We start from the raw sequence: 23949 nt of genomic DNA, 5'->3' as shown, positions 1-23949 counted from the left end.
CTAGAGCCCCCAGGGCAGGCCGAGCATGTACCAGGCCGCCAGAAGCAGGGTCCACACCACGGAGATGGCAATCACATAGGGCAGCATCAGCGCGATCACCGTGCCCACGCCGGCGTCCTTCTGGTACTTGATCGCGAAGGTCACGATCATGGCGAAGTAGGCGTTGAGCGGCGTGATGGAGTTCATCGGGCTGTCGCCGACGCGGTAGGCCGCCAGCACCGTCTCCGGCTCGACCCCCAGCTGCATCAGCAGGGGCACGAAGACGGGCGCGAAGATCGCCCATTTGGCGATCGCGGCGGTGATGATCAGGTCGATGCCGAAGACGGCGATCACGAAGCCGATCAGCAGCGCGACCGTCGGCAGGTTGAGCCGACCGAGGAACTCGGCGAGCGAGACGGCAGCCAGGGTGGCCATGTTCGAGTAGTTGAAGATGGCGATGAACTGGCTGATCACCAGCAGCAGCAGGATCAGCCCCGCCAGTGCGCCGATGGATTTCTGGATCGCGCCGATCGCATCCGCGGCACTCCGCATGGTGCCCGCCGCGCGGCCATAGGCGATGCCGCAGACCAGGAAGATCAGGGCGATCGAGACGATCAGGCTGCCCATGAAGGGCGAGGCGCCGATGATCGCCCCGGTCTCGGGGTTGCGCAGCGGCGCGCCGGGCGGCAGGACCAGGAGGCCGATGAAGGCCAGCACGCCGAGCAGGGCGAGCCCCGCGGCGCGCAGGCCCTTGTACTCATTCTCCGACAGCACGTTCTCGCCCGGTACGTGATAGTCGCCGGCATAGGCGCCGAGGCGCGGCTCGATCACCCGCTCGGTGATCACCCCGATCAGCACCGTCAGCATCGCGACGGAGGCGATCGAGAACCAGACATTGGCCGCGAGGTCGATCGAGACGTTCGGGTTGACCAGGCGGATGGCGTCGTTGGTGATCTCGGTCAGGATTCCGTCCACCGGCACGATCAGCACGTTCACCATGAAGGCCGAGGCGACCGCGGCGAAGGCCATGGCGAGGCCGGCCAGCGGATGCCGCCCGACGCTGAGGAAGGCCGCCGCGGCGAGCGGGATCAGCACGAGGTAGCCGGCATCCGCCGCGACCGAGGAGACGATGCCGACGAAGACGAGGATGTAGGTCAGCGCCTTCGGGGGCGCCACGATCACCAGCTTGCGGATCAGCGCCTTCACGAGGCCCGACTCCTCCGCCACGCCGACGCCGACCATCGCCACGATGATCACGCCCACCGCGTTGAAGCCCATGAAGTTGGGCACCACGCCGGTGAACATGAAGCGGATGCCCTCGATCGTCAGCAGGCTGCGCGCCGCCGTCATCGCAGGCTCGATGTCGCCGGTGGCCGGATTGTAGGCCTGGTAGGTGACCCGCACCCCGAACGCCGCCAGCAGGGCCGACAGGACCACGACCAGGACGATCAGGTACACGAAGATCATCACCGGATGCGGCACGCGGTTGCCGACGCGCTCGACGGTGTCGAGCAGGCGCTGCATCACGGTCTTCGCCTCGAGCGTCGCCGGCGGGGGGTGGATCGCGCTCATGCTGACAGCGCTCCGAGGATGCGCGCCCAGGAGCGGATGCCCTTCTGGAAGCTGACCAGGTTGTATTTTTCGTTGGGACTGTGGATGCGATCGTCCTCCAGCCCGAAGCCCGCCAGCACCACATCCATGCCGAGCGACGTCTTCAGCATGTGCGTCACCGGGATGGAGCCGCCGGAACCGATGAACACCGCGGGCTTGCCCCATTCGTCGCTCAGCGCCTGGCGCGCCTTGGCGAAGGCGGGGTCGGTGTCGGGGAAGCGGATGGCGCGGCCGGAGCCGTGCTCGATGAACTCCGCGCGGCAATCGGCCGGCAGGCGGGCGCGCACATGCGCGCGGAAGGCCTCGCGGATGCTGTGCGGATCCTGGTCGAACACCAGGCGGAAGGAGACCTTGGCGGAGGCCTGGGCGGGGATCACGGTCTTGAAGCCCTCACCCTGGTAGCCGCCGCCCATGCCGTTGATCTCGCAGGACGGGCGCGACCAGACCATCTCCAGCGCATTGCGACCCTTCTCGCCGGCCGGCACCGAGAGGCCGATGACGCCGAGGAACTTCTCCGCCGTGAAGCCGAGGGTGGCCCACTGCTGCTTCAGGGAGTCCGGCAGTTCCGGGACACCGTCGTAGAAGCCCGGCAGCGTGACGCGGCCCTGGTCGTCGTAGAGCTCCGCGAGGATCTTCGCGAGGATGCGGTTCGGGTTGGCCGCGGCCATGCCGTAGAAGCCGGAATGCAGGTCGCGGTCGGCGGCGTGGATGATCACCTCCTCGCCGCACAGGCCGCGCAGCATGGTGACGATCGCGGGCGTCTCCGGGTCCCACATGTTGGTGTCGCAGATCAGGCCGATGTCGGCCTTCAGCTCGGCCCGGTTGGCCTCGAGGAAGCCCGGCAGGTTGGCGCCGCCCGATTCCTCCTCGCCTTCCAGCAGGATCGTCACCGGGATCGGCAGCTTCCCCGTCACCGCCTTCCAGGCGCGGCAGGCCTCGACGAAGGCCATCAGCTGGCCCTTGTCGTCGGCGCTGCCGCGGCCGCGGATCACCTTCGTGCCGTCCGGCTGCGTCTCGATCGCCGGGTCGAAGGGGTCGCGGTCCCACAGCTCCAGCGGATCCACCGGCTGCACGTCGTAGTGGCCGTAGAACAGCGCCGAGGGGCCGCGGGCGCTGCGGTCATGCGCGACCACGATCGGGTGGCCGGGCGTGGGCCGCGCCGAGGCGTCGAAGCCGATCGAGCGCAGGTCGTCGGCGTGCCATTCGGCATTCGCCGCGCAGTCCCCCGCGAAGGCGGGATCCGTCGAGATGGACTTGATGCGCAGCACGGCGAAGAGCCGCTCCAGGGCCCCCTCCATGTCCCGGTCGATGTGCGCCAGCACGCGGTCGAGTTCGCTCATGGGTTTCCTGCCTGCCGTCGTGGCGCCTGGGCGCGCATGTCGCGTCACCAGGCATTGCCGGTGCCGCCACGCTAGAGGCGTGCGGCACAGGGGCCCACCGCGGCACGTCCCGCCTCTGTGCTGTCTGTTCGCCGCACCGGGAGGCGGCATGCCGGCGCTCGACATCCATCCGGGGCAGGACGTTCCGCAGCGAAAGGCCGGGCGGGCCTCATCGCCGCACCGCCTTTCACACGCATCTCCTCGGACCGGCACCTCTCCGCCACGTCGAGCAGCGAGGGCGGGCAGGCGGCGTCGTCGGCCGGAACCGCGCCTCCGACATGCCAGGCACCGTGAGCTCCACCAGCTGCCCCGGCGGTGGCAGCCGGGCGCTGCCGGCGACGCTCATGCCGCTCCGCTCGCGGCTCCCTCGCCGGCGAGGGCTGCGCGCAGCATGTCCTCCTTCGTCTCGTCGAAGGAGCTGCGCATGATCCGCCCCCCCATGCCCTGCAGCCCCTCCATCACGCGGTCGGCGGTCATCTTCCGCACGAGCAGGAACAAGGCCGCTTCGCCCGCCTCGAGGCTCTGCGCCACCTCCTTCATGAAGGCGTCGTTGATGCCGACATCGCTGAGGCGGCCGGCCACGGCGCCCGTCGCCGCGCCGAGTGCCGCGCCAGCCAGCGGGTTGAGGAACAGCAGGCCGATCAGGGAGCCCCAGAGCGCACCGCCCGCGGCGCCCGCGGCGGTCGGCTGGAGTACCTGGTTGAGCTTGATGCTGCCATCGGGCCGCCGCAGCGCCACCGCGGCATCGCCGACCGCGATCAGGTATTCGCGCTGCATGCCGAAGATGCGCGTCCGCGCCTCTTCCGCCTGCGCTTCGGTCGGGAAGGAGATGACGAGCAGGTCGGCCATCGCGAAAGCTCCAACTGGCGAGCCGCCATGAACAAGGCTGCGCGGCGGGTCGGTGGCGGGCAAGGCCGACCTGCGGGAGGAGGGGACCGCGGCGCGGCGGGGGGGCACTCCGCGCCGCGGGCGGGTTCTACTCGACGACCGTGAGGTTCGCCGGGTTGAACCGCGCGGCACGCAGGGCGCCATCGGGCGCCCTGTAGACGACCGTGGACTTCAAGAAATCCACCGCGATCACCTCGGTCGCGGGCAGCCGGAGCTGCAGGTTGTTCAGCAGGATGGTTTCCAGCACGCCGCGCGGCGTGTTGCCGCCGGTGGCGCGTCGCTCGACCTCGGCGCGCAGGTCGGCGTTGAGGTAGCCGAGCTCGGCACGCTCGAACTCGCGCGAGGGCTGTGCAGCGGCGGCCGCGGCCAGCCCGATGGCCATGGCGGCGCCGAGCGCGAGCCGGCGTGCCGCCCATGGGGCGCTCAGGGACATCTTCTGTTCTCCCGCAGGTGCGAGCGGACCGGGTGCGGCCCGCACGGCAACCGATACCGGGACATGCGGTGGAAGGAATGGGCGCGGCGTCCCCGCCCTGCGCACCGCATTCCTTGGCGCGGGACGACCCTGGAACGCCTCATCGCTTCGCGATAAGCCGAAGACAGGAGCTGGAGGAGTGGACCCCAGGTGCCCGACCCAGGCGTGGCCGATCTGCGGGATCCGGTCCCGGGCAGCGTTTCCGGCCGCGAACGGGCGGGGCGCTTCTCGGTGGACACCCGCGACCTGCCGCCCTCGATCCGCATCGATGCGTGGCGCGCGTTCTGGCAACCGGCGGTGCATGTGACGGCATCCTCCGCCGGCGGCGAGGGTTTCGTGGGCCACGCCACGCTGCGCCGGCTCGGCCACCACGTCCTGCTGGAGATGCAGGCCGCGCCCGCCAGCTACCGCCGGTCCCGCAGCCAGGGGCTGCGCGACGGGCTGGACCATTGGCTGGTCGCATTGCGCATGGGCGAAGACGATCGCACTCCGGTGGCGATCTGGCTCGGTTCGCTCTCACGCGGCCTCGGCCTGCGCAATCTCGGCGGCCGGTGGCTCGGCGTGTTCATCCAGCCCGAGCGCCTCCCGCAGGTCGCGCCGGTCTTCGCCGCGCCGCGCGCCGTCCCGGTGCTCAGTCCGGCGACGCGGATGCTGGCCGGCATGCTGCCGCGCATCGCCGCCTCGGCCGACGAGTTCCCCGCCGGGGAGGCACCGCGGCTGGAGGCCGCCTTGTCCTCCATGCTCGCCGCGTGCCTGCTGGACGACGGGATGCAGCCTGCCTCCACCCGCTTGCAGTTCGAAGCCGCGCGGCGGGCAAGGGTGATCGCACTCGTGGACGCCGCCCTGGGAGACCCCGAGCTGTCGCCGGCGACCCTGGTGCGGCAATCCGGCATCTCGCGCTCCGAGCTGTATCGCTGCTTCGCGCCGGCCGGCGGCATCGCGCGCGTGATCCAGCTGCGCCGGCTGCGGCGCGCCTATACCGAGTTGGCGCGCGCGGATGGGCCGTCCTCGATCAGCCGGATCAAGGAGATGGTCGGGTTCTTCGATTCGTCCAGCTTCACGCGTGCCTTCCGCCGCGAATTCGGCTGCACCCCGAGCGAGGTGCTGGCGCGACGTTCGCCGTTGCCGGCACACCCCTTCCCGGGACTGGCGGCGGCGCTCAGCTTCCGCTGACGGGCACCTCCGGGCGTGTCGCCGGCCGGGTCTCGCGCCGGTCCAGCACCGCCACATAGAGCGCCGGCAGCACGATCAGCGTCAGCAGCGTCGCCACCAGCAGGCCGCCCATGATGGCGAAGGCCATCGGCCCCCAGAACACCGTCGGCGCGATCGGGATCAGGCCGAGCACGGTCGAGAGCGCCGTCAGCATCATCGGCCGGAGGCGCGAGGTGGCGGCGGCCACCACGGCCTCGCGCAGCTCGAGCCCCGATGCGCGGTCCTCGTCGATCTGCACGATCAGGATCACCGCGTTCTTCGCGATCATGCCCAGCAGCGCCAGGATGCCGAGGATGGCGACGAAGCCGAGCGGCCGGTCGAACACCAGCAGCGCCATCACCACGCCGATCAGCCCGAGCGGCAGGATCGCCACCACCAGGCCGAGGCGCGCGAAGCTCTGCAGCTGGAACATCAGCGCGGTCAGCATCACGACGATCATCATCGGCACGACCGCCATGACGGAGGCGCGGCTATCGGCGCTCTCCTCCGCGATGCCGCCAAGCTCGATCGCGTAGCCGGCGGGCAGGCGCGTGCGCAGCTCCGCCAGGCGGGGCTCGACCTCGGCCACCACCAGGTCGGGCAGGACGCCGGGGCGGACATCGGCCTGCACCGTCAGCGAAGGCACGCGGTCGCGGCGCCAGACCAGCGGGTATTCCTGGCCGTACTCGAAGGTGGCGAACTGGCCGAGCGCGACGGTGCGTCCGCCCGGGATCGGCACCTGCATCGTCAGCAGCGTATCGAGCGAGAGGCGCTCGGCCGCGGTGGCGCGGGAAGTCACGTTGATCAGGTAGATGTCGTCGCGGATCTGCGTGACGACGCTGCCGGTGATCACCGCATTCAGCGTGGAAGCGATGGCGGCCGAGGAGAGGCCGAGCTGGCGCGCCTGCTCCTGATCCACCACGACGCGGAGCTGCCGCGCCGGCTCCATCCAGTCGAAGTTCAGGTTGCGCGCCCCGGGGCTCGCCGCGAGCACCTCCGCCACGTCGAAGGCGATGGCGCGGATCCTCTCGGTGTCGGGGCCGACCACGCGCCATTGCAGCGGCCAGCCGACGGGCGGGCCGAGTTCGAGCGGGGAGACGCGGGCGACGGCGCCGGGAAACTGCTCGGCCAGCAGCGCCTCGAGGCGCGGCTGCAGGCGCAGGCGCGCCTCGAGATCCTTCGCCACCACGACGGCCTGGGCGAAGAACGGGTTCGCGAGCTGGGCGTTGAGCGGCAGGTAGAAGCGGATCGCGCCGCGGCCGACATAGCTGCTCCAATGCGCTACGTCCGGATCCGCGGCGAGCGCCGTGTCCAGCTGCTCGGCCGCCTCCTGGCTGGCGAAGATCGAGGCGTTCTGGGGCAGCGTGATGTCCACCAGCAGCTCCGGCCGGTCGGAGGAGGGGAAGAACTGCTGCGGGACGAAACGCACGGCGTAGAGCGAGACGGCGAAGGCCGCGAGCGCGACCGCGATGGTCACCCAGCGCAGCCGGATCGCGAGCCGCAGGAAGCCGGCATAGGCGCGCAGCAGCGCGCCCGGCGCCGGCGCAGGGGTGCCGGCGGCAGCGGCCTTCGGCGCCTTCAGGATCACCATGCCCAGCAGCGGCGCGAAGATCACGGCGACCAGCCAGGAAACGACAAGCGCGATGCCGACAACGGCGAAGATGGAGAAGGTGTACTCGCCGGCCGAGCTCGCCGCGAAACCGATCGGCAGGAAGCCGGCGATGGTGACGAGCGTGCCGGTCAGCATCGGCGCGGCCAGTGTGCGGTAGGCGAAGGTCGCCGCCTGGTCCTTGCGGTCGCCGAGCGAGAGGCGACGGATCATGGCGTCGATCGTGGTCATCGCGTCGTCCACCAGCAACGTCAGCGCGATGATCAGCGCGCCGAGCGAGATGCGTTGCAGGTCCAGCCCGGCCAGCAGCATCAGCGGGAAGACGATGGCCAGCGTGAGCGGGATGGAGAGCGCGACCACCGCGCCGGCGCGCATGCCGAGCGCGACGAAGCTCACCGCCATGATGATCAGGATGGCCTGCCAGAGGCTTTCGGTGAAATCGCCGATCGCGGTGTCCACCGTCGTGGCCTGGTCGGCGACCAGGAAGGGCTCGATGCCGATCGGCAGGTCGTTCTCGATGAGCCGCATCTCGCGCCGGAGGTTCTCGCCCAGCGCCAGGATGTCGCCGCCCTGGCGCATCGCCACCGCAAGCCCGATCGCAGGCTGGCCGTTCACGCGGAACATCGGCTGCGGCGGGTCGGCGAAGCCGCGACGGATCTCGGCGATGTCGGTCAGGCGCACCAGCCGGTCGCCGGCGAGGAAGGAGACGGCGGCGAGGTCGGCCTCGGTCTGGAAGGCGCCGGAGACACGCAGCGCGAGCCGCTCCTGTCCGGTCTGGACGAGGCCGGCGGGGCTGACTGCGTTCTGCGCCTGGAGTGCCGCGATGAGCGAGGGGTAGTTCAGCCCGAGCCCGGCCAGGCGTTCGAGCGAGAACTCGACGAAGATCACCTCGTCCTGCGCGCCGAGGATCTCGACCTTGGTCACGTCCGGCACGCGCAGCAGGCGCGAGCGCGCATCCTCCACCTTGTCGCGCAGCTCGCGGCGGCTGAAGCCGTCGGCGGTGAAGCCGAAGATGATGCCGAAGGTGTCGCCGAAATCGTCGTTGAAGCCGGGGCCCACCACGCCCTGCGGCAGGGTGTGGCGCATGTCGCCGACGCGTTTCCTCACCTCGTACCACATGTCGGGCACCACCTCTGGCGGAGTCGAGCCCTTGAGGTCCACGAAGATCGTGGTCTGGCCGGCGATGGTGTAGCTGCGCAGCCGGTCGAGGTTCGGCGTCTCCTGCAGCGTGCGCTCGAGGCGCTCGGTCACCTGCAGCAGCGTCTCCTCGATCGTCGCACCCGGCCAGGCGGCGGAGACGACCATGGTGCGGAAGGTGAAGGCCGGGTCCTCGTTGCGGCCGAGGCGCATGAAGACCAGCGCGCCGGCGATGATCGCGACGAGCATGAAGTAGAAGACGAGCTGCGGCCGCCTGATCGACCACTCGGAGAGGTTGGGTCCGATCACGGGGCGGCATCCAGCAGCCGCACCTGTTGCCCGGGCCTGAGCGCCTGGACGCCTGCGGTGACGACCACCTCCCCGCCCGAGAGGCCGGAGGAGATGACCGCGCGCGCCGGGTCGTGGCGCAGAACCTCGACCGCGCGAAGCGCTACGGTGCGGCTGGCCGGGTCCACCACCCAGACGGCCGGAGAGGCGCCCTGGCGGGTCAGTGCGCCGGCCGGGATGGCGTAGCCCGCCCCGCCCGAGACCTCCATCCGCCCGGTGACCGTCGAGCCGAGGCGCAGCGCGGGCGGCGGGTCGGTGAGGCCGATGCGCACGCGGAAGGTGCCGGTCACCGGGTCGGCGCTCGGCGAGACCTCGCGCACGCGGCCGGTGGTGCGCACCGTGGGGTCGAGGGTCAGCGCGACCCCGATCACCACGTCGGGCGGCGCGATGTCCCTGACCACGGGAGGCACGTCGAAGACCGCGTCGAGCCCCTCCTGCCGGGCGAGGCGCACGATCATCCGCCCTGGCGCCACCACCTCCCCGGGCTCGGCGCCGCGGGCCGTGACGATGCCGGCCGCATCGGCGAGCAGCTCGGTGTAGCCCACGCGGTTCTCGGCGATGTTCACCTGGGCCTGGGCGGAATCCACGGCGCTGGTCGCTGTCTGCAGCTGCTGGGCCGCCTGATCGTAGCGCTGGCGCGTGCCGAAGCCGGTGCGCAGCAGCTCCGACGCGCGGCCGTAATTCGCCCGCGCCTCCCTCAGCTGGGCCTCCGCTGCCGCCAGCGCGGCGCGCGCCGAGCGCAGCGTGTTCTCCTCGTTCGTGCGGTCCAGCCGCGCGACCACCTGGCCCGCCTCGACGCGGTCGCCGACATTGACCAGCCGTTCGATCATCCGCCCGTCAATGCGGAAGCCGAGATTGACCTCGGTTTCGGCCTGGATCGTGCCGGTCAGGCTGATCACGGTGGGCTCGCCGCGCGCTTCCACGGTGGTGACGCGCACGGGGCGCGGCTGCGGGGGCGGTGGCTCCGGCGGCTGACCACAGGCCGACAGCGCCGCCAGCGCGAGCAACAGGCACGACAGCGGCGCGCCGCCCGGAACTCTAGACATGCTCGTGATCCCCGCACAGGTGGGCAAGGCGAACCTAGCGTCCCGCCGGTATCCCTTGATCGGCGGCACGTCCCGGCCCTGCGCCGAACGTCCCGGAGCCGCGGCCGGCGGTCCTAGACGCCCGCGAGCATCGCATCGAGGTCGATCGACGAGCGGACTCCGATGGCCTGCGCATGATCGCGCAGGAAGTCCTCCGCCGCCCGCCGCCCGGCGTCGCGCAGCCAATCGAGGAAGGCCCATTCGGCGTTGAGCTTCGAGGAATAGCCGAGCGCCGCCATCACCTCGTTGCGCACCACGTGCAGCCGCATGCGCGCCCAGGCCGCGCCCTCGCTGTTGCCGGGGTCGGCGACCTTGCGCAGCAGCGCCATCATCTTCAGCTCCTTCAGCGCCACCGCGTTGAAGGAGATCTCGTTCACCCGGTCCAGGATGTCGCGCGCGCTGCGCGGCGTGCCGGGGCGCTCGATCGGGTTGATCGGGACGAGGATGGTGTCGTCGGATTCGAGCTCCGTCACCAACGGCATCAGCGTCGGGTTGCCGGCGAAGCCGCCATCCCAGTAGGGCTCGCCGTCGATCTCCACGGCCTGGAACAGCTGCGGCAGGCAGGCGGAGGCCAGCAGCGCCTCGACGCCGAGATCCGCGTTGCGGAAGAGCCGCGCGCGGCCGGTGCGCACGCTGGTGGCAGTGACGAAGACCTTGATCGGCCCGTCGCGCAGCGCGGCGAAGTCCACGCTCTCGCGCAGCACCTCGGCCAGCGGGTTGCTGGCCACGCCTGGCAGGTCATAGGGCGAGACGACCCGGGCCAGCAGGTCCATCAGCAGGAAGGCGGGCGAGTTGTCGAGCGTCCAGCGGCCGAGCATCACGTCCACCGGGCCGCGTTGGAAGGGGCTGAAGGTGGCGGCGCGGGACACACGGCGCCAGAAGGCCTCCAGCGCCTCGCGCGCGCCCTGCCGGCCGCCAAGCGCAAGGCCGCTGGCCATCACGGCGGCATTCATCGCACCGGCGGAGGTGCCGGAGATGCCCTCCACCTCCAGCCATGGCTCCTCCAGCAGCCGGTCGAGCACGCCCCAGGTGAAGGCGCCATGTGCGCCGCCGCCCTGCAGGGCGAGGTCCACCCGCACGGGATCACGTCGTCGCATCACGTCCTCCGGCCTTGGTGTTCACCGCCGCACGGCCGGGGCGACGCGCACCGAGGCCTCGGCCAGCCGGCGCAGCAGGCGAAGGCGGCGCAGGATCGGCCGGCGTTCGTGCACCAGCATCTCCAGCGGCTTCCATGCCGCGATCCAGCCGATGATGCTGAGGGTTTCGCGGATCGCGCGCGCAGTCGTCGAGCCCTGGTAGCTCGCATAAAGCGTCCAGACGGCGAGGAGGGAGGCGGCAAAGACGGCGAAGCCGACGGCCGCACTCAGCCGCGCATCGGCCAGGAAGACCCTGGCCGTGTAGGCCTGCTCCTCGGCCATGCGCCCGAAATGCGCGCTGACCCTCTCGGCAAGCTCGAGCTTCGCGGCCTCCGCCATGGCAGATGGCGGCAGCCGGACCAGGATGGAGAGCGGGGCGTCTTTCGGCTGCCGGCGCGCCCAGTCGATGATCGCCGCCTCGGCCGCCGGCCGCAGGCAGCCGGGAAGGGAGGGCCACTCGGCCTCGGGGTCGATGAGCCGGCCGGCATCCCTGAGGTCGAGTTCGAGGCACGCCCCGGTCACCGGTGCAGTTGGCGCGTCGGCCGGTGGCGCAGCCAATACGGCGTCGGACATGAGGCCTCCGGCTCAAACGTGGCCCGACCCTAGGCTGGAGCCCCGCTCCGGACACTGTCCTGCCGTCCCGACGCTTGGCCGCACGTCTCCGCTGCAAGCCCGGACGTGTCCGGCCATTCCGAGGGTGGACAGTCCGTCCCGGCGGCGGACGCAGCATCCCGACGCTTGGCGCACCGTCCCAGCGGGCAGCGTGGTCGCCACATGTTGCGTTGCTTTCGCAGGTGTCTGGCGCTTCATTACTCGTTCAACTAGCGAAACAAGATTGTTTATGCTCGAAGAACCGGCCGGCCCGCATGCAGACGCGCATGGGATCGTTGTTCCTGGCGCCGCGTCGGAGGACGCACGCTCTCGCCTGCTGAAGCCCCTGCGCCAGACCACGCAGGAGTTGCCGGCGCGCGTGCAGTTCGACGCCTGGCGAGACGTCAACGCAGGACTGGTCGATTACCTGACGCCCGCGACCACGCCCGCTTCCTATGAGGTGAACGCAAGCACCTTCCGCTTCGGCCGGCTGGCGCTGCTCGCGGCCGAGACGCCGGCCGGGACCTACCGGCGCTCGGCCACCAATTTGCGCCGCGACGGCATTGACCTCTTGTCCTTGTCGTTGGCCACGCATGGCCAGCGCGTCTACCGCACGCGCGACCAGATCACCGTGATGCGGCCGGGGCAGCTCGTCCTCCATTCGCTCGCGCAGCCCTTCGAGGCGGCACGCACCCGCTCGGGCTGGCTGCACCTGTATCTCCCGCGCGACGACCTGCCCCCCGCCGCCATCTCCGCGGGGTCGGGCTGCCAGGTTCTGGACACGCCGAGCGGCCTTCTCCTGCGCGACTACCTGCTGCTGCTAGCGGAAGAACTTCCCCGCATGACGGTCGCGGATTCCGAGCGCATGGCGGAAGCCACCAGGGCCATGATCGCACTTGCCGTCGCGCCCGACCCGGCGCGGCAGGAGGCGGCTGCGGTGCCCCTCTGTGCGGTGCAGATGGTGCGCCTGCGCAACCTGATCCGCGCCAACCTCGGATCGGCGAGGCTCGGGCCGGAGCGGCTGTGCGAGATGGCCGGCGTTTCGCGCTCGCAGCTCTACCGATTGCTCGAGCCGTATGGCGGCGTGGCGCTGTTCATCCAGCGGGAGCGGCTGAACGCCGCCTACCGGGCGCTGGCAGATCCGAATGATGCACGCAGCATCTCCGAGGTCGCGGAGGCGAACGGGCTTTTCGATCCCTCGAGCTTCAGCCGCATGTTCCGCCGCACCTTCGGCTTCTCACCGCGAGAGCTGCGCACGGCGCGGAGGGCGGGCGCGCTTGCCGCCGGCCAGCGCCAGCCTGTGCTCCGCGGCGGCTCCGGCTCCCTGCAGGACCTGTTGCGGGCCCTGTAGGCAGCTGGCGGGGGCGAGGCGCGGCTGAGGGTCGGCGGTGCCGGCCGGGCGGGGCTGCGCTGCGGCGCCGCGGATCGGCACGACCGGCCACCTGGCCCGGTCGTTGGCCGCTCATGCGGCCGCAAGGCTCTCGCGCACGCCTTCGAGCGCGATCTGCGCAGCGAGCGCTGCCAGCAGCACGCCGAGTACGCGGCCGATCACATGGCTGCCGGTGGTGCCGAGCAGCCTTGCCACCGTGCCGGCGGCCAGCAGGCAGATGAGCGCCAGCACCAGCACCACGATCAGCGCGGCGAAGACGGCGGCCAATCGCCCCCAGTCACCGCCCGTCTGCTGCACCATCAGGACCATGCTGGTCATGCCGCCCGGTCCGGCGAGCAGCGGGATGGCAAGGGGGAAGACGGAGATGTCGTGCGCTTCGGCGCCAGCCTTCTGTTCCTCCGGCGTCGCGCGCAGGAAGGTCTGGCCCATCACCATGTCGGCCGCGAGCAGGAACAGCAGCAACCCGCCGGCCACCTTCATGGCTGCCATGCCGATGCCCAGCGTGCGCAGCAGCCAGCCGCCGAGCACGGCGAAGGCCAGCAGCACGACCGTGGCGATGATGGTGGCGCGGATCGCCTGCCTGCGCTTTTCAGCCGCGGTGTTGTTCGCGCTCATGGAGGCGAAGATGACCGACGTGCCGACCGGATCGACGATCACCAGCAGCGCGACGAGAGTGAAGCCGAAGGTCTCGAGCATGTCGGCCAGCACCTCAGCGCCGGGAACCGGCCGTGACAAGGAATGCGAACCCAACCGGGGCGTCGCGCCGACGCGCGGATCCCGCGGTCCGCCGGAGGGCTCGGCCTGGCACCTGACGAGTCGGCAACCCTGGCACGCGCGTCTACCCCTTCCGCGCACCGGTGGCGCCGTCGTCTGTCGATGTCGTGGCAATCATGCTGCGGCGACGCCGAGGGCAACCCGCAGCCCAGGCGCGTGCCGGCGTTTCGGCATGGTCGCGCGCCATGGCCGGCGTTGCGAACCCGGGTCACGGCGGCGGTGCAGATGACGCCGTGCCCGGGCTCGCTGCCGGCAGCCGCACTCAGCGGATCAGCGGCGCGTCGATGGCATGGATCACGCCATTGGAGCAGGGGATGTCGGCGCGTGTGACGCGCGCCATCACGTCGCCCTTCTCCGCCACCGTCAGCGCGCCATTCGCCGTGCTGACCCGCAGCGTCGTGCCGGCGACCGTCGTCAACTCGCCGCCCTGGCGGAGCGCCGCGCTGTCATGGCGCCCCTGCACCACATGCGCCTGGAACGCGGCCGGTGCGAGGACGGGGTCGGCCTCGCGGTTGCCGTCCACCAGCGGGAAGAGCCGGTCGATGAGCGCGCTGCGCGCGCCGCCGGACAGCGCATCATTGGTCGGCGCGAAGATCGTGATGCTGTTGGCGTTGCGGAAGTCGCCGACGGCGCGAGCGCGCACCACGCCGTTCACGAAGCGGGAGAATTCGCTCATGCCGGCCAGGGTGTCGATGCAGTTGCGCTGCTGCGCCGAGGCGCCGGGCGCGCCGACGGCACCCGCGGCAACGGCAAGAGCGGCCAGCGCCGCAACGCGCAGGCTTGAGGATCGGATGGTCATGGCATTTTCTCCTTGTGACGGGCCGGAGCCCCGCATGCAGGTGGCGAGGGCCTCGGCCGGATCGCCGGTCACCACCGTAGTGCGACGCCTGTGCCGGCGGCATGGGCATGGGTCTCATGCCTATGCCAACCGTCCCATCCTCGGCCGACACGCTTCGCGGTCATGCTGTCCAGGCGCAGCCACCCGCCTTGATGCTTCGAACCCGGTTGCCAGGCGGCCTCCAATGTCCGAGCCCGGATTGCGCGGATTCGACGCCGATCCGCTCGTTCGGATCGGCGGCACGGCTGCGGCGACATTGGAACATGCCGCGCATCCGACGGATGCAACGCCCATCAACCGCCCGCGGCGGACCGCTAGCTTTGCCCGCAGTTGCAGCCGGCGGCGGCGAGCGCGCCGTCACGAGCCAGTCGTGGACCTGGCATCCATCGCTTGGGGGGATTCCGATGGGACAGGTTGGTGCATGGCCTTCTGCTCGGCTTTGGGGTGCGCGTCCGATGCTTGCTGCTGCCAGAAGGATCGCGTGGAACCTGGGAAGCCGTCGCGCTGCGCCTGCAGTCTTGCTGATCGCGTCTGTGCTGGCCATCGCGTCCCCGTCGGCGGCGCAGACCGAGCTCGCGCCGCAGGCGCTCCCGCCTGCGCCGGCACCTGCCGGCGAATGGCGGGTGTCCATCGGCGCGGGGGCCCTGGTCTCGCCTGACTACCTGGGTTCCGACAGCTTCACCCTGTCGCCGCTCGCCAGCCCGGAGATCCGCTGGCGGGAGGACACGCTGTTCCTGTCGCTGCGGGATGGGCTGGGGGCCACGCTCCTGCGCCACGGCAATGTCTACATGGGTGCCATATTGCGGGCCCGCTTCGGCCGCGACCAGGACGACAACGATGCCTTGCGCGGCATGGGCGACATCCGCCCCGCCGGCGAGGGCGGCCTCTTCCTGCGCTATGCCGACGCGGCATGGCGCGGGGCCCTCGAGCTTCGCCAGGGCTTCGGCGGGCATTCGGGCCTCGTCGCGGACGCTCGCCTCGACCGTGTCCTGCGCCTGCGCCAGGATCTCATCCTGAGTGCCGGCCCAAGGCTGAGCTGGGGCAGCGAGGATTTCGCCGAGACCTATTTCGGCGTGGACACGGAACAGGCACGTCGCAGCGGCTACGCGCGCTTCACGCCGCAGGACTACTGGTTCGCCGGTGTTGCGGCGAGCGTGACCTATGTCCTCGACGACCGCTGGAGCGTGACGGCGTTCGGTGAGGTCGGGCGCATCCTTGGCGATGCTGCCGACAGCCCGTTGGTCGACGGCCGCGGCAGCGCGACCCAGGCGTTGTTCGGCCTCGTGCTTGGCTGGCGATTCCTGCCCTGACGCCCGGGCGGGGTGACAGCATGCCGCCGGAGCCGATATCCAGCCTAGCGCCGCACGTTCCAGAAGAGCGGCGGCCCGCGAAGCACGCCCGTGAGCGAGCCGCGATAGGCGGTTGGCAGGAAATACCGACCGAGGGGAATATAGGGCACCTCGTCGAAGGCCAGGCGCTGCATCTCGGTGGCGATCGCACGCTGCGCGCCGAGGTCGGGGGCGTCGAGCCATGCGCCGGCGAGCTCCTCCATGCGGGGGATGGACGGCCATCCGAACCAGGCACGCTCGCCGCCGCCGCGGACAAGCTGGTGAACGCCCGGATTCAGCAGGTCCAGCGTCGCAAAGCCCGTGTAGAAGCAGGACCAGCCGCCGCGCTCGACAGGCTCGCGGCTGGCTCGCCGCTGCACCACAGTGGCCCAGTCCGTCGCCACATGGTCCAGGTTGAGCCCCAGGCGCCGGAACAGGTCGGCGCCGACCTCGCCCGCCGCCTTGCCGGTCGGGAAATCCGTCGAGACGAGCGAAACCACGCGCTCCCCGCGGTAGCCGGCCTTGCGGATGTCCTCGCGGGCCCGCTCGATGTCGTGCGGGGCGACGATCGCCTCCATCCCGGCGTCGGTCGCAAGCGGCGTGCCGGGCGGCCATATGCCGATGCCGTCCTGCCACGCGCCGGGCTCGGTGCCCGCGACCGCGTTCATGAAATCCGCCTGCGTCACGGCGCTCAGCACCGCGCGACGGATCGCGGGGTTGTCGAAGGGCGGATGCAGGTGGTTCAGCCGGCAGATGCTGACGCTGCCGAGCTGCGGCGTCGTCTCGATGACCAGGTCGCGACTCCGGCGCAGCAACGGCAGCAGGTCGAAGTCGGGCCGCTCCCACCAGTCCACCTCGCCGCGCAGCAGCGCCGCTGCCGCGGTGGAAGGGTCCGGGATGGTGTGCCATTCGACGCGGTCGAGATGCGTCACTTTCGGCCCGGCCGTCCATGCCGGTGTCCCGCCCTCGCGCGGCCGGTAGGCGGCGAAGCGTTCGTAGACGGCGCGCGAGCCAGCGACCCACTGGTCGGCGCGGAAGCGGAAGGGCCCGGAGCCGACCACCTCCGCGACGGCCCGCGCCGGGCCGGTCAGCGCGAGGCGCTCGGGCATGATGGCGCAGATCGGCGACGCCAGCTTGCCGAGCGCGTCGAGCATCGGGGCGAAGGGGCGGGAGAGGCGAATCACGAAGCAGCGGTCGTCGGTTGCCGCCATGTGCTCGGTCCGCGCCGCCATCAGCTGGCCCAGCGGATCGCGCATCGACCAGCGGCGTATCGAGGCCACGCAGTCGCGTGCGCGTACCGGCTCGCCGTCGTGGAACAGCAGGCCCTCGCGCAGGCGGAAGGTCCAGCGCCGGCCGTCATCCTCGACCAGATGTTCCTCGACCATCTGCGGCGATGGCCGCAGCGATTCGTCGAGGCCGTAGAGCGTGTCGTAGACCATCAACGCATGGTTGCGCACGACATAGGCCGTGGTGACCAGCGGATCGAGCACCGAGAGATCCGCCTGCGGGACGAAGCGCAGGGTGCGTGCGGCCGCGCCCTGCGCCAGGACGGTCGGCGCGGGTAGTGCCGTTGCTGCTGCGATGGCGGCGAGAAGGCCTCTGCGACTTGGCACGGCGTTGCTCCAGAAAACTCAGTCAGCCGATCCGACTTCACGTGCATGCATGGACAGGTGGGGTGGCGCAGCATCGGCGCGAGGCCCGGCAGGCAGAGGATCGGCGCCCGCCCGCCAGGGCGCGTCATCCCGGCAGGTGCTGCCCGGCGGCGACGAGGACGCCGCGGCGCCAGCCGCGCGCTTCCTCAGCCCCCGTCACCCGTGGCCACGCCGATCTCGGCGACATCACGCGGTGCCGAGGCGCCGGCGTGCGGAAGGGAAAGCCGCTCGGGCGGTGCCACGCGCCGAAGCGCACCCGGCGCGTAGCCGAATTCCCGGCGGAAGGCGCGGCTGAAGGTCGTCGGCTCGAGGAAGCCGAGCTCCTCGCTGATCTCCTGGATCGTGCGGCCGTCGGCCGGATCCGCGATCGCCCGGTGCGCCTGGCGCAGCCGCTCGCGCTGAATGTCCCGCACGACGCCACCGACCGGCTCGAACAGGCGATAGAGCCGGGAACGGGATATGCCCACCAGCCGGCACAGCCAGTCGGGGGTGAGGTCCGGCGACCGCAGGTGCTGGCGGATGATGGCGCGCACGCGGGCGAGCTGCGCAGCGCGCACGACGGCGTCGTCCACGAGCCCCGGCGTCGCGCCGGCCGAGACCGCCGCGGCCACCAGCGCGCGCGTCGCCTCCACGGCGCGCGGGATCTCGGCCTCGCGCATGCACGGCAGCTCGGCGGCGATCCGCTGCAGGAAGCCGCCCAGCAGGCGGCCGGGCGCCGAGGCGAGCGGCGCGGCGCGGCAGCGGTCGATCGCCGGGCCGAGCTCGGGGCAGCTGTCGCGCGGCATGACCAGGCAGAGCCACTCCGCGCCGCGGAGCTCCGTCTCGAACGGCTCGCCGAGCGAGAGGATGACGGGCACGAAGGGTGGCACCGCCGAGTGGGCATCGCCGCTGCGCACGCTGTGAATGCCGCGGGTCGCGACGCATACGAGCCAGTCGTCGAGAAGGTCACGACGGATCTGCGTGGTCGTGCGGCCACAGCGCGCGGCGTGCGTGACCACGCGGCACAGCTTGAAGGTGCCGAGCTTCCAGATGCCGTGTTGCGTGTCATCGCGCTCCGCGGGCGCGAGGCCCTCGAGCAGTCCGGCGAAGTCGAGCGCCGGAGCGCGGCTCGCGATTGCGCCGGCGGGGCGTTCATCGCCGTGCAGCCGCAGTCCCGCCTCGGCGGATGCCGGCGCGCTATGCGCAGGCGCGGCGTCACTGCGCTCCGCATTCCACTGCTGGCGCAGCATCATGGTCGCCACCATGCCCACCTCCGATATTCAGCCCTGTAACATGCAGTCGGGCGTGGCCCATCATAGGGCGAGCCACGCATCCGCGAACGCGGCCGGAAGGCTGTGCACAGTCCTGGGACACCGTGCACAAGCGGGGGCGGCGCGGTGGCCGCGGCTGGTATGTGCTGCGCACTGCGGGGATTCCAAACCCATCGCTGCGAACCTGTCGCCCGGTAGACTGCGTCCGGCAGGCGTTGCTCCGCGCTGCGTCGCCGGGCTCGGCGGCACCAGCGATGGAGACGGTTCCGGCCGACTCAATTCAGAGGAGAGACGCATGATGACGAACCTGCGACGCGCTCGGCAGTGCGCGGTCCTCACGGCTGCCGCACTCGCGGTGGCGATCCCGCTGCCATCGGTGGCGCAGTCCTCCACGGGCTCACGCGAATACCAGCAGGCCGAGTTGAGCGAGCTGTCCCCCGCCATCCGCAGCGAGGTGGAGCGCCGTGTGGCCCAGGGTCCGGGCAACACGCCACGCGGCGTGCTGGAGGCGATGCTGCTCAACGAGCTTCAGCTGCGCGAACCCGCGAGCCGCATCGTCGGCGTGGACATGGGCCGCGGCGTGGTCGTGATCCAGCAGCCGGGCGGCGCCATGAAGGCCTACACCTTCAACAAGCAGGAGGGCCTGCGCGTCGTCGGCGAGGTTACGCTGTCCCGCTGACCGCTGGCGCTTCGCGCCGGGTGCGGTGGCGGGTGCGGTGCACGGCCGTCCCGGCGTCCGGAGCCGTCAGGAGGGCGGGCATGCGCTTCGGCGGGCAGGGTGAATTCGTTTCGCCCGGCCGGCCGCCCGGCCCGGAGGAGGTCCGGGCCCTGGTCCATGCCGCGCATGCACGCATCGCCGGGAACACGGAGGGTAAGGTGCCGCGTGTCTACTCCGCCCTCGCTCGCATGGGGGCGAAGCCGTCGGGCATCGGCCGGGGTGCTTTGCTCCCGCCGGCTCACCCTGTCTCATGCGTGGAGCGCCGCCGCGGCGTGGAGGGGGACAACGTCTCCGCCGGCGCGCGGCCATGAAGCGTCCGCGCCTCATCATCATCTCGCTCGGCGGCACGGAAGCCGGGATGCCGCCAGGGCGGGGCGGCCCGGCGCCCGACTCCGACCTGCTGTCGGCCGCCGTCCCGACGCTTGCCTCGGTCGTGGATATCGTGTCGCTCGCGCTGCTGCACGTACCGAGCGCCTCGCTCTCGCCTGCGCATCTCGTGGACGTCGCCCAGCGGATCGAGGATGCGCTGGCCAACGGATGCGATGGCGCGGTGGTCGTGCATGGTGCGGACACGATCGAAGAGTCCGCCTTCATCCTCGATCTTCTGGTTGGCAGCGAGAATCCCGTGGTGGTCGCGGCCATGTCCTGCGGCGGCGCCGCGCCCGGTCCGCATTATGCGGCCCGGCTGGCGGCCGCCGTCGCCGTCGCCGCGGCGCCCGAAGCCCGGGGCCTGGGCGCGCTGGTGGTGGCGAAGGACGAGATCCATGCTGCGCGCTTCGTCCAGCTTTCGCATGCCAGGCAGGGAGCCACCTTCGTCTCCCCGCTGGCGGGACCAATCGGCGCCGTGGTCGAGGGGCGGCCCCGGTTCTGGGCGCGCGTGACGCGCCTGCCGTGCTTTCCCGCATATGGCGGGCCGCCGCGCCAGGTGGCGCTGCTGCGCTGGGCGATGGGCGACGACGGGCGGTGGCTCGGCTCCCTGCCGATGCTCGGCTACGCCGGCGCGGTCATCGAGGGCATGGGCGCAGGCAATGTTCCGATGGAGGCCACGCCGCCACTCGGCGAGCTCGCGGCGCGCATGCCGGTGGTGCTGGCCTCGCGCAGCACGACGGGCCTCGTCGTGGCGCGCAGGTGGCCCGGCGCCGACATGGACCTCCTCCGCCTGGGGCTCATTCCGGCCGGATGGCTTTCCGGGCTGAAGGCCCGTCTGCTTCTCGGCATCGCGCTGCGCGGCGGCGCCGGGCACGCGGCAGCCGCCGCCGCCTTCGCGCACTACCAGTGACAAGGGGCGCACGGTGTCCAGCGTGCCCGTCCTTTCCCGCCCGTTCTTTCCCGAAGGAGAAGTAACATGGCCGACCTGCTCGTCATCGCCTATCCCACCGAGGCCGAGGCAGAGGAGATCCGGAACAGGCTCTTCGAGATGCAGAAGGAGTACCTGATCGAGCTCGGCGATGCCGCCATCGCGGTCAAGCGGCCCGACGGCAGCGTCAAGCTCAACCAGGTGTTCAACACCACCGCGGCCGGTGCCGCGAAGGGCGCGCTCTGGGGCACGCTGGTTGGCATGCTGTTCCTCAACCCGTTCGCCGGCGCGGCGATCGGCGCCGGCGCGGGCGCGCTCTCCGGGCGGCTCACCGATGTCGGCATCAACGACGCCTTCATGAAGGAGGTCGCAGCCAGCATCGACAGCGGGAACGCCGCGCTGTTCCTGCTGATCCGCAAGGTGACGCCGGACAAGGTGCTCGCACGCCTCGGGGGCACGGGCGGCAAGGTCATGCACAGCTCCTTCGACGAGACGAAGGAAGCCGCGCTGCGCGCCGCGCTCTCCGGCAACGAGGCGGCCTGAGCATCCCGCGGATCGGACGGATCGCCGCATCCACGCCAGCGCGGCCCGTGCGCATCGAGGGCCTGGACGACGCACGCACCGCGCCGAGGCCCGCCGGAAGAATGCCACGGTGAGCGACCACGCGCTGCGCACGATGATCGGCCTGTGCACGGTGATCCTGGTCGCCGCGGCGCTGCGTGCCGCCGACGCGGTGTTTGCGCCCATCGCCGTCGCGCTCTTCGTCATCGCCCTCGTGCGGCCGGTCCAGCGTGGCATCCGGCCGCGGGCGGGCGCGGCCGTCGCGGCGCTCGCCACCATGCTCCTGGCGCTGGTCGCGGTGGGCGCGCTCGCGGTGATGAGCGCCTGGGCCTTCGGCCGGGTCGGCCAGTGGACGATCGCGAACGGTGCCGCGCTGCAGGCGCTCTACGCGCAGAAGGTCGCGCTGCTCGAGGACGCCGGCGTGCCGGCCGAGGCCCTGGCCGGCCATTTCGACATGCGCTTCCTGGTGCGGCTCGCCCAGCAGGTGACCTCCCAGCTGCAGGGCGTGCTGAGCTTCACCGTGGTCACCCTGGTCTTCGTCATCCTCGGCCTGCTCGAGGTGGACGTCGCGCGCCGCCAGCTCGAGGCGCTGCGCGGAGCACCGGGCGCGGCCGCGCTGCTGCGCGCCGCATCGCGCACCGGCCAGAAACTGCGTACCTACATGGCCGTACGGACCGCGATGAGCGTCCTGACCGGCCTCGCCGTCTGGGCCTTCGCCAGGGCGATGGGCCTCCAGCTGGCGGAGGAGTGGGGCCTCATCGCCTTCGTGCTGAACTACATCCCCTTCATCGGGCCGCTCGTCGCGACCGTGTTCCCCACGGCATTCGCCGCGCTGCAGTTCGGCACCTGGCAGGTCGCCGTCACCGTGTTCGCCGCGCTGCAGGTGATCCAGTTCCTCTCGGGCAGCTACATCGAGCCGCGGCTGGCCGGAAGGCGGCTTGCGGTCTCGCCCTTCCTGGTGCTGGCAGCGGTGTTCCTGGGCGCTTTCCTGTGGGGCATCATCGGTGCCTTCATCGGCGTGCCGGTCCTGATCGCGATCCTCTGCGTCTGCGAGGAATTCGAGGAAACCCGCTGGGCCGCGCGGCTGCTGTCCGGCCGTGAGGCCGATGCCGAAGCCGCCGTCGCCCCCGCCGCCCGTGACACCGTCCGGCTGGGTCAGATGCCGTGAGGCGACGATCAGCCGGATGCCCGGAGAACCGCACCCTGGCGCCGCTGGATGGCGTCGGGCGACACGGCCCCTGCCCTGCCGCGCGCAGTGCCGCCACGACGCCGGGCGACCCACCTTCCTCCAATGGGAAACTGTGCCGGGCATCTCGGGAATGGGCATGGCATTCACATTTGCTGCCGTGCAGCAATCTTCACAATTGACGGGCTGCCCGGAGGCCTAAGGTTCCCGCCAGCAACGCGTCGGCTCGCGAAAGACCTCGGCGCGCTGTTCTGGTCCGGCGGGCGGGAGGAGAGACACACAGTGGTTGCAGCACCCTCCGATGCGGTTGCGGACAGCATCCAGGCGCCGGAAACCCCGGAGGCAGGGGCCGCACCCCATTGTTCGGCCATTGCCGTGCGTCCCGCGCGGGCGCGGGCGCGGCCACAGGCAGCGCGGCAGGGCAGCGAAGACGGGGATCAGGACCTGGGCGCGCCAGCCGCTACGGGCGGCACCGACGGGCAGGCCGCGGCCCGTCGCAGGCAGCCGCTGGCGTTCTCGACCCTGGACCTGCCCACGCGGCAGCAGTTCGAGGCATGGCACGAGTCCAGCGCAGGGACCGTGGATGTGACGCCCACGGCTGACCCGGCCGCCGGCTTCCCTGCCGAGCGGGAGCTTTGGGCGCTGGGTCCCATGGCGCTCATGACGATGCGGGCGCCGGCCGCGCGGCTTTCGCGAAGCGCCGCCGCTGCCCGCCGGAGTTCGCTCGACCATTGGATGATCAGCATCGCGCGGCGCGGCGAGCGGCGGATCCGCACGGATGAATCGTGCCTGACCATTCCCGCTGGCGTGGCCACCATCTCTCCGTTGAACGAGGTCTTCGAGTCGGAGCGCTCGGACATCGACTGGCTCTGCCTCTATCTTCCGCGCGACCTCGTGCCCGAGATCGCCACGGCGCTCAGCGCGTCCCGCGGGAGTCCGCTCGATTCCTCGATGGGTCGCGTCCTTTCGGCCTTCCTCGTCCAGCTCGCAGCCGAGGTGCCGTACTTGGGTGAGACGGAGCAGGCGCGCGTCGTCGAGTCCACGCGCGCGATCATCGCAGCCTCGATCTCCCCCTCGGCCGAAGCCATGGCAGCCGCGCAGGCGCAGCTCGAACTCGTCCAGCTTTCGCGCGTGAAGGTCATCATCCGCCAGCATCTGCGGTCCGCCATCCTGACGGCGGAGCGCCTCAGCCGCCTGGCCGGCGTCTCGCGCTCGCAGCTCTACCGTCTGTTCGAGCATCAGGGCGGCGTCGCGCGCTACATCCAGTCCGAGCGGCTGCGGGCGGCGTGCCGTGCGCTCGCTGCGCCGGAGGGCGGACGCGACATCTCGGCGATCGCAGAAGACGTCGGCTTCTTCGACCCATCGGCCTTCAGCCGCGCCTTCCGGCGGGAGTTCGGGGTCTCACCTCGAGAGTTCCGGGCCGCGGCTCTGGCGGGGCAGGCCGTCGTGCTGCGGCGCGGCGCCACGAAGCCGGCCGCGACGGACCTCGCGGACTTTCTCGGCCGGCTCTAGGCCGCAATCGCGCCTGC

At 71.3% G+C, this 23949-nt stretch carries 20 protein-coding genes; 8 read left to right on the top strand and 12 right to left on the bottom strand.

Going from position 1 to position 23949, the window contains the following annotated elements; translation table 11 throughout:
* From ACESM1_RS02400 to ACESM1_RS02385, 4 genes are all read right to left on the bottom strand, one after another.
* On the bottom strand, positions 1-1551 hold the full coding sequence (locus ACESM1_RS02400; RefSeq protein ID WP_372617392.1) for an AbgT family transporter: 1551 nt from the start codon (positions 1549-1551) through the stop codon (positions 1-3).
* The gene (locus ACESM1_RS02395; RefSeq protein WP_372617390.1) at positions 1548-2930 is read right to left on the bottom strand and encodes a M20/M25/M40 family metallo-hydrolase; all 1383 of its coding nucleotides are present in this window, start codon (positions 2928-2930) and stop codon (positions 1548-1550) included. The genes ACESM1_RS02400 and ACESM1_RS02395 overlap by 4 nt, the downstream gene beginning before the upstream one ends.
* 381 nt (positions 2931-3311) lie before the next feature.
* A complete protein-coding gene (locus ACESM1_RS02390) occupies positions 3312-3818 on the bottom strand; it encodes a DUF1269 domain-containing protein (RefSeq protein ID WP_372617388.1) in 507 nt (168 codons plus the stop codon).
* A 127-nt stretch (positions 3819-3945) separates the two neighbouring features.
* Positions 3946-4290: a hypothetical protein gene (locus tag ACESM1_RS02385; RefSeq protein ID WP_372617386.1), complete on the bottom strand. Its 345-nt coding sequence runs from the start codon at positions 4288-4290 to the stop codon at positions 3946-3948.
* A 189-nt stretch (positions 4291-4479) separates the two neighbouring features.
* On the opposite strand from ACESM1_RS02385, the gene ACESM1_RS02380 reads away from it, so the two are divergent.
* The gene (locus tag ACESM1_RS02380) at positions 4480-5502 is read left to right on the top strand and encodes a helix-turn-helix domain-containing protein (RefSeq protein ID WP_372617385.1); all 1023 of its coding nucleotides are present in this window, start codon (positions 4480-4482) and stop codon (positions 5500-5502) included.
* On the opposite strand, the gene ACESM1_RS02375 is transcribed toward ACESM1_RS02380, so the two are convergent.
* From ACESM1_RS02375 to ACESM1_RS02360, 4 genes are all read right to left on the bottom strand, one after another.
* Positions 5489-8575, bottom strand: a complete 3087-nt coding sequence (locus ACESM1_RS02375; protein WP_372617383.1) for an efflux RND transporter permease subunit — start codon at positions 8573-8575, stop codon at positions 5489-5491. The two genes, ACESM1_RS02380 and ACESM1_RS02375, sit on opposite strands and share 14 nt — an antisense overlap.
* Positions 8572-9660, bottom strand: coding sequence for an efflux RND transporter periplasmic adaptor subunit (locus ACESM1_RS02370; RefSeq protein WP_372617381.1), 1089 nt, complete (start codon positions 9658-9660; stop codon positions 8572-8574). Before ACESM1_RS02370 ends, ACESM1_RS02375 begins: the two co-directional genes overlap by 4 nt.
* A 113-nt stretch (positions 9661-9773) precedes the next feature.
* Positions 9774-10796: a patatin-like phospholipase family protein gene (locus tag ACESM1_RS02365; RefSeq protein ID WP_372617379.1), complete on the bottom strand. Its 1023-nt coding sequence runs from the start codon at positions 10794-10796 to the stop codon at positions 9774-9776.
* Positions 10797-10817: 21 nt separating this feature from the next.
* Positions 10818-11408, bottom strand: a complete 591-nt coding sequence (locus tag ACESM1_RS02360; RefSeq protein ID WP_372617377.1) for a hypothetical protein — start codon at positions 11406-11408, stop codon at positions 10818-10820.
* A 190-nt stretch (positions 11409-11598) separates the two neighbouring features.
* Between ACESM1_RS02360 and ACESM1_RS02355 the strand changes: the two genes are divergently transcribed.
* Positions 11599-12777, top strand: coding sequence for an AraC family transcriptional regulator (locus ACESM1_RS02355; protein WP_372617375.1), 1179 nt, complete (start codon positions 11599-11601; stop codon positions 12775-12777).
* Between the two features lie 111 nt (positions 12778-12888).
* Here the strand turns inward: ACESM1_RS02355 and ACESM1_RS02350 are convergent, their stop codons facing one another.
* Together ACESM1_RS02350 and ACESM1_RS02345 are read right to left on the bottom strand one after the other, a co-directional pair.
* On the bottom strand, positions 12889-13512 hold the full coding sequence (locus ACESM1_RS02350) for a MarC family protein (RefSeq protein ID WP_372617373.1): 624 nt from the start codon (positions 13510-13512) through the stop codon (positions 12889-12891).
* A gap of 340 nt (positions 13513-13852) precedes the next feature.
* Positions 13853-14389 carry a fasciclin domain-containing protein gene (locus ACESM1_RS02345; protein WP_372617372.1) on the bottom strand — a complete coding sequence of 179 codons (537 nt, stop codon included), beginning with the start codon at positions 14387-14389 and terminating at the stop codon, positions 13853-13855.
* A gap of 572 nt (positions 14390-14961) precedes the next feature.
* Between ACESM1_RS02345 and ACESM1_RS02340 the strand changes: the two genes are divergently transcribed.
* Positions 14962-15738 (top strand): MipA/OmpV family protein, encoded by a 777-nt coding sequence (locus ACESM1_RS02340; protein ID WP_372617370.1) that lies wholly within the window; start codon positions 14962-14964, stop codon positions 15736-15738.
* A 44-nt stretch (positions 15739-15782) separates the two neighbouring features.
* Here the strand turns inward: ACESM1_RS02340 and ACESM1_RS02335 are convergent, their stop codons facing one another.
* Entirely contained in the window at positions 15783-17369 is a 1587-nt protein-coding gene (locus tag ACESM1_RS02335; RefSeq protein ID WP_372617369.1) for an ABC transporter substrate-binding protein, read from the bottom strand.
* A 185-nt stretch (positions 17370-17554) separates the two neighbouring features.
* A complete protein-coding gene (locus tag ACESM1_RS02330; protein WP_372617367.1) occupies positions 17555-18652 on the bottom strand; it encodes a helix-turn-helix domain-containing protein in 1098 nt (365 codons plus the stop codon).
* Positions 18653-18953: 301 nt separating this feature from the next.
* On the opposite strand from ACESM1_RS02330, the gene ACESM1_RS02325 reads away from it, so the two are divergent.
* The 5 genes from ACESM1_RS02325 to ACESM1_RS02305 all read left to right on the top strand — a co-directional run bounded on the left by ACESM1_RS02325 (position 18954) and on the right by ACESM1_RS02305 (position 23932).
* Positions 18954-19337, top strand: coding sequence for a hypothetical protein (locus tag ACESM1_RS02325; RefSeq protein WP_372617365.1), 384 nt, complete (start codon positions 18954-18956; stop codon positions 19335-19337).
* A 346-nt stretch (positions 19338-19683) separates the two neighbouring features.
* Positions 19684-20655: an asparaginase domain-containing protein gene (locus ACESM1_RS02320; RefSeq protein WP_372617364.1), complete on the top strand. Its 972-nt coding sequence runs from the start codon at positions 19684-19686 to the stop codon at positions 20653-20655.
* 66 nt (positions 20656-20721) lie between these two features.
* Positions 20722-21216 carry a DUF1269 domain-containing protein gene (locus tag ACESM1_RS02315; protein WP_372617362.1) on the top strand — a complete coding sequence of 165 codons (495 nt, stop codon included), beginning with the start codon at positions 20722-20724 and terminating at the stop codon, positions 21214-21216.
* A 109-nt stretch (positions 21217-21325) separates the two neighbouring features.
* Complete coding sequence (locus ACESM1_RS02310) at positions 21326-22402, top strand: AI-2E family transporter (protein ID WP_372617361.1); 1077 nt, start codon at positions 21326-21328, stop codon at positions 22400-22402.
* A gap of 300 nt (positions 22403-22702) precedes the next feature.
* A complete protein-coding gene (locus tag ACESM1_RS02305) occupies positions 22703-23932 on the top strand; it encodes a helix-turn-helix domain-containing protein (protein WP_372617359.1) in 1230 nt (409 codons plus the stop codon).
* Positions 23933-23949 lie beyond the last annotated feature (17 nt).

The sequence above is a fragment of the Falsiroseomonas sp. genome, assembly GCF_041690465.1.
Taxonomy (GTDB): domain Bacteria; phylum Pseudomonadota; class Alphaproteobacteria; order Acetobacterales; family Acetobacteraceae; genus Falsiroseomonas.
The sequence above is the reverse complement of the archived record's forward strand: the minus strand, read 5'-3'. Positions and strand labels throughout refer to the sequence as shown.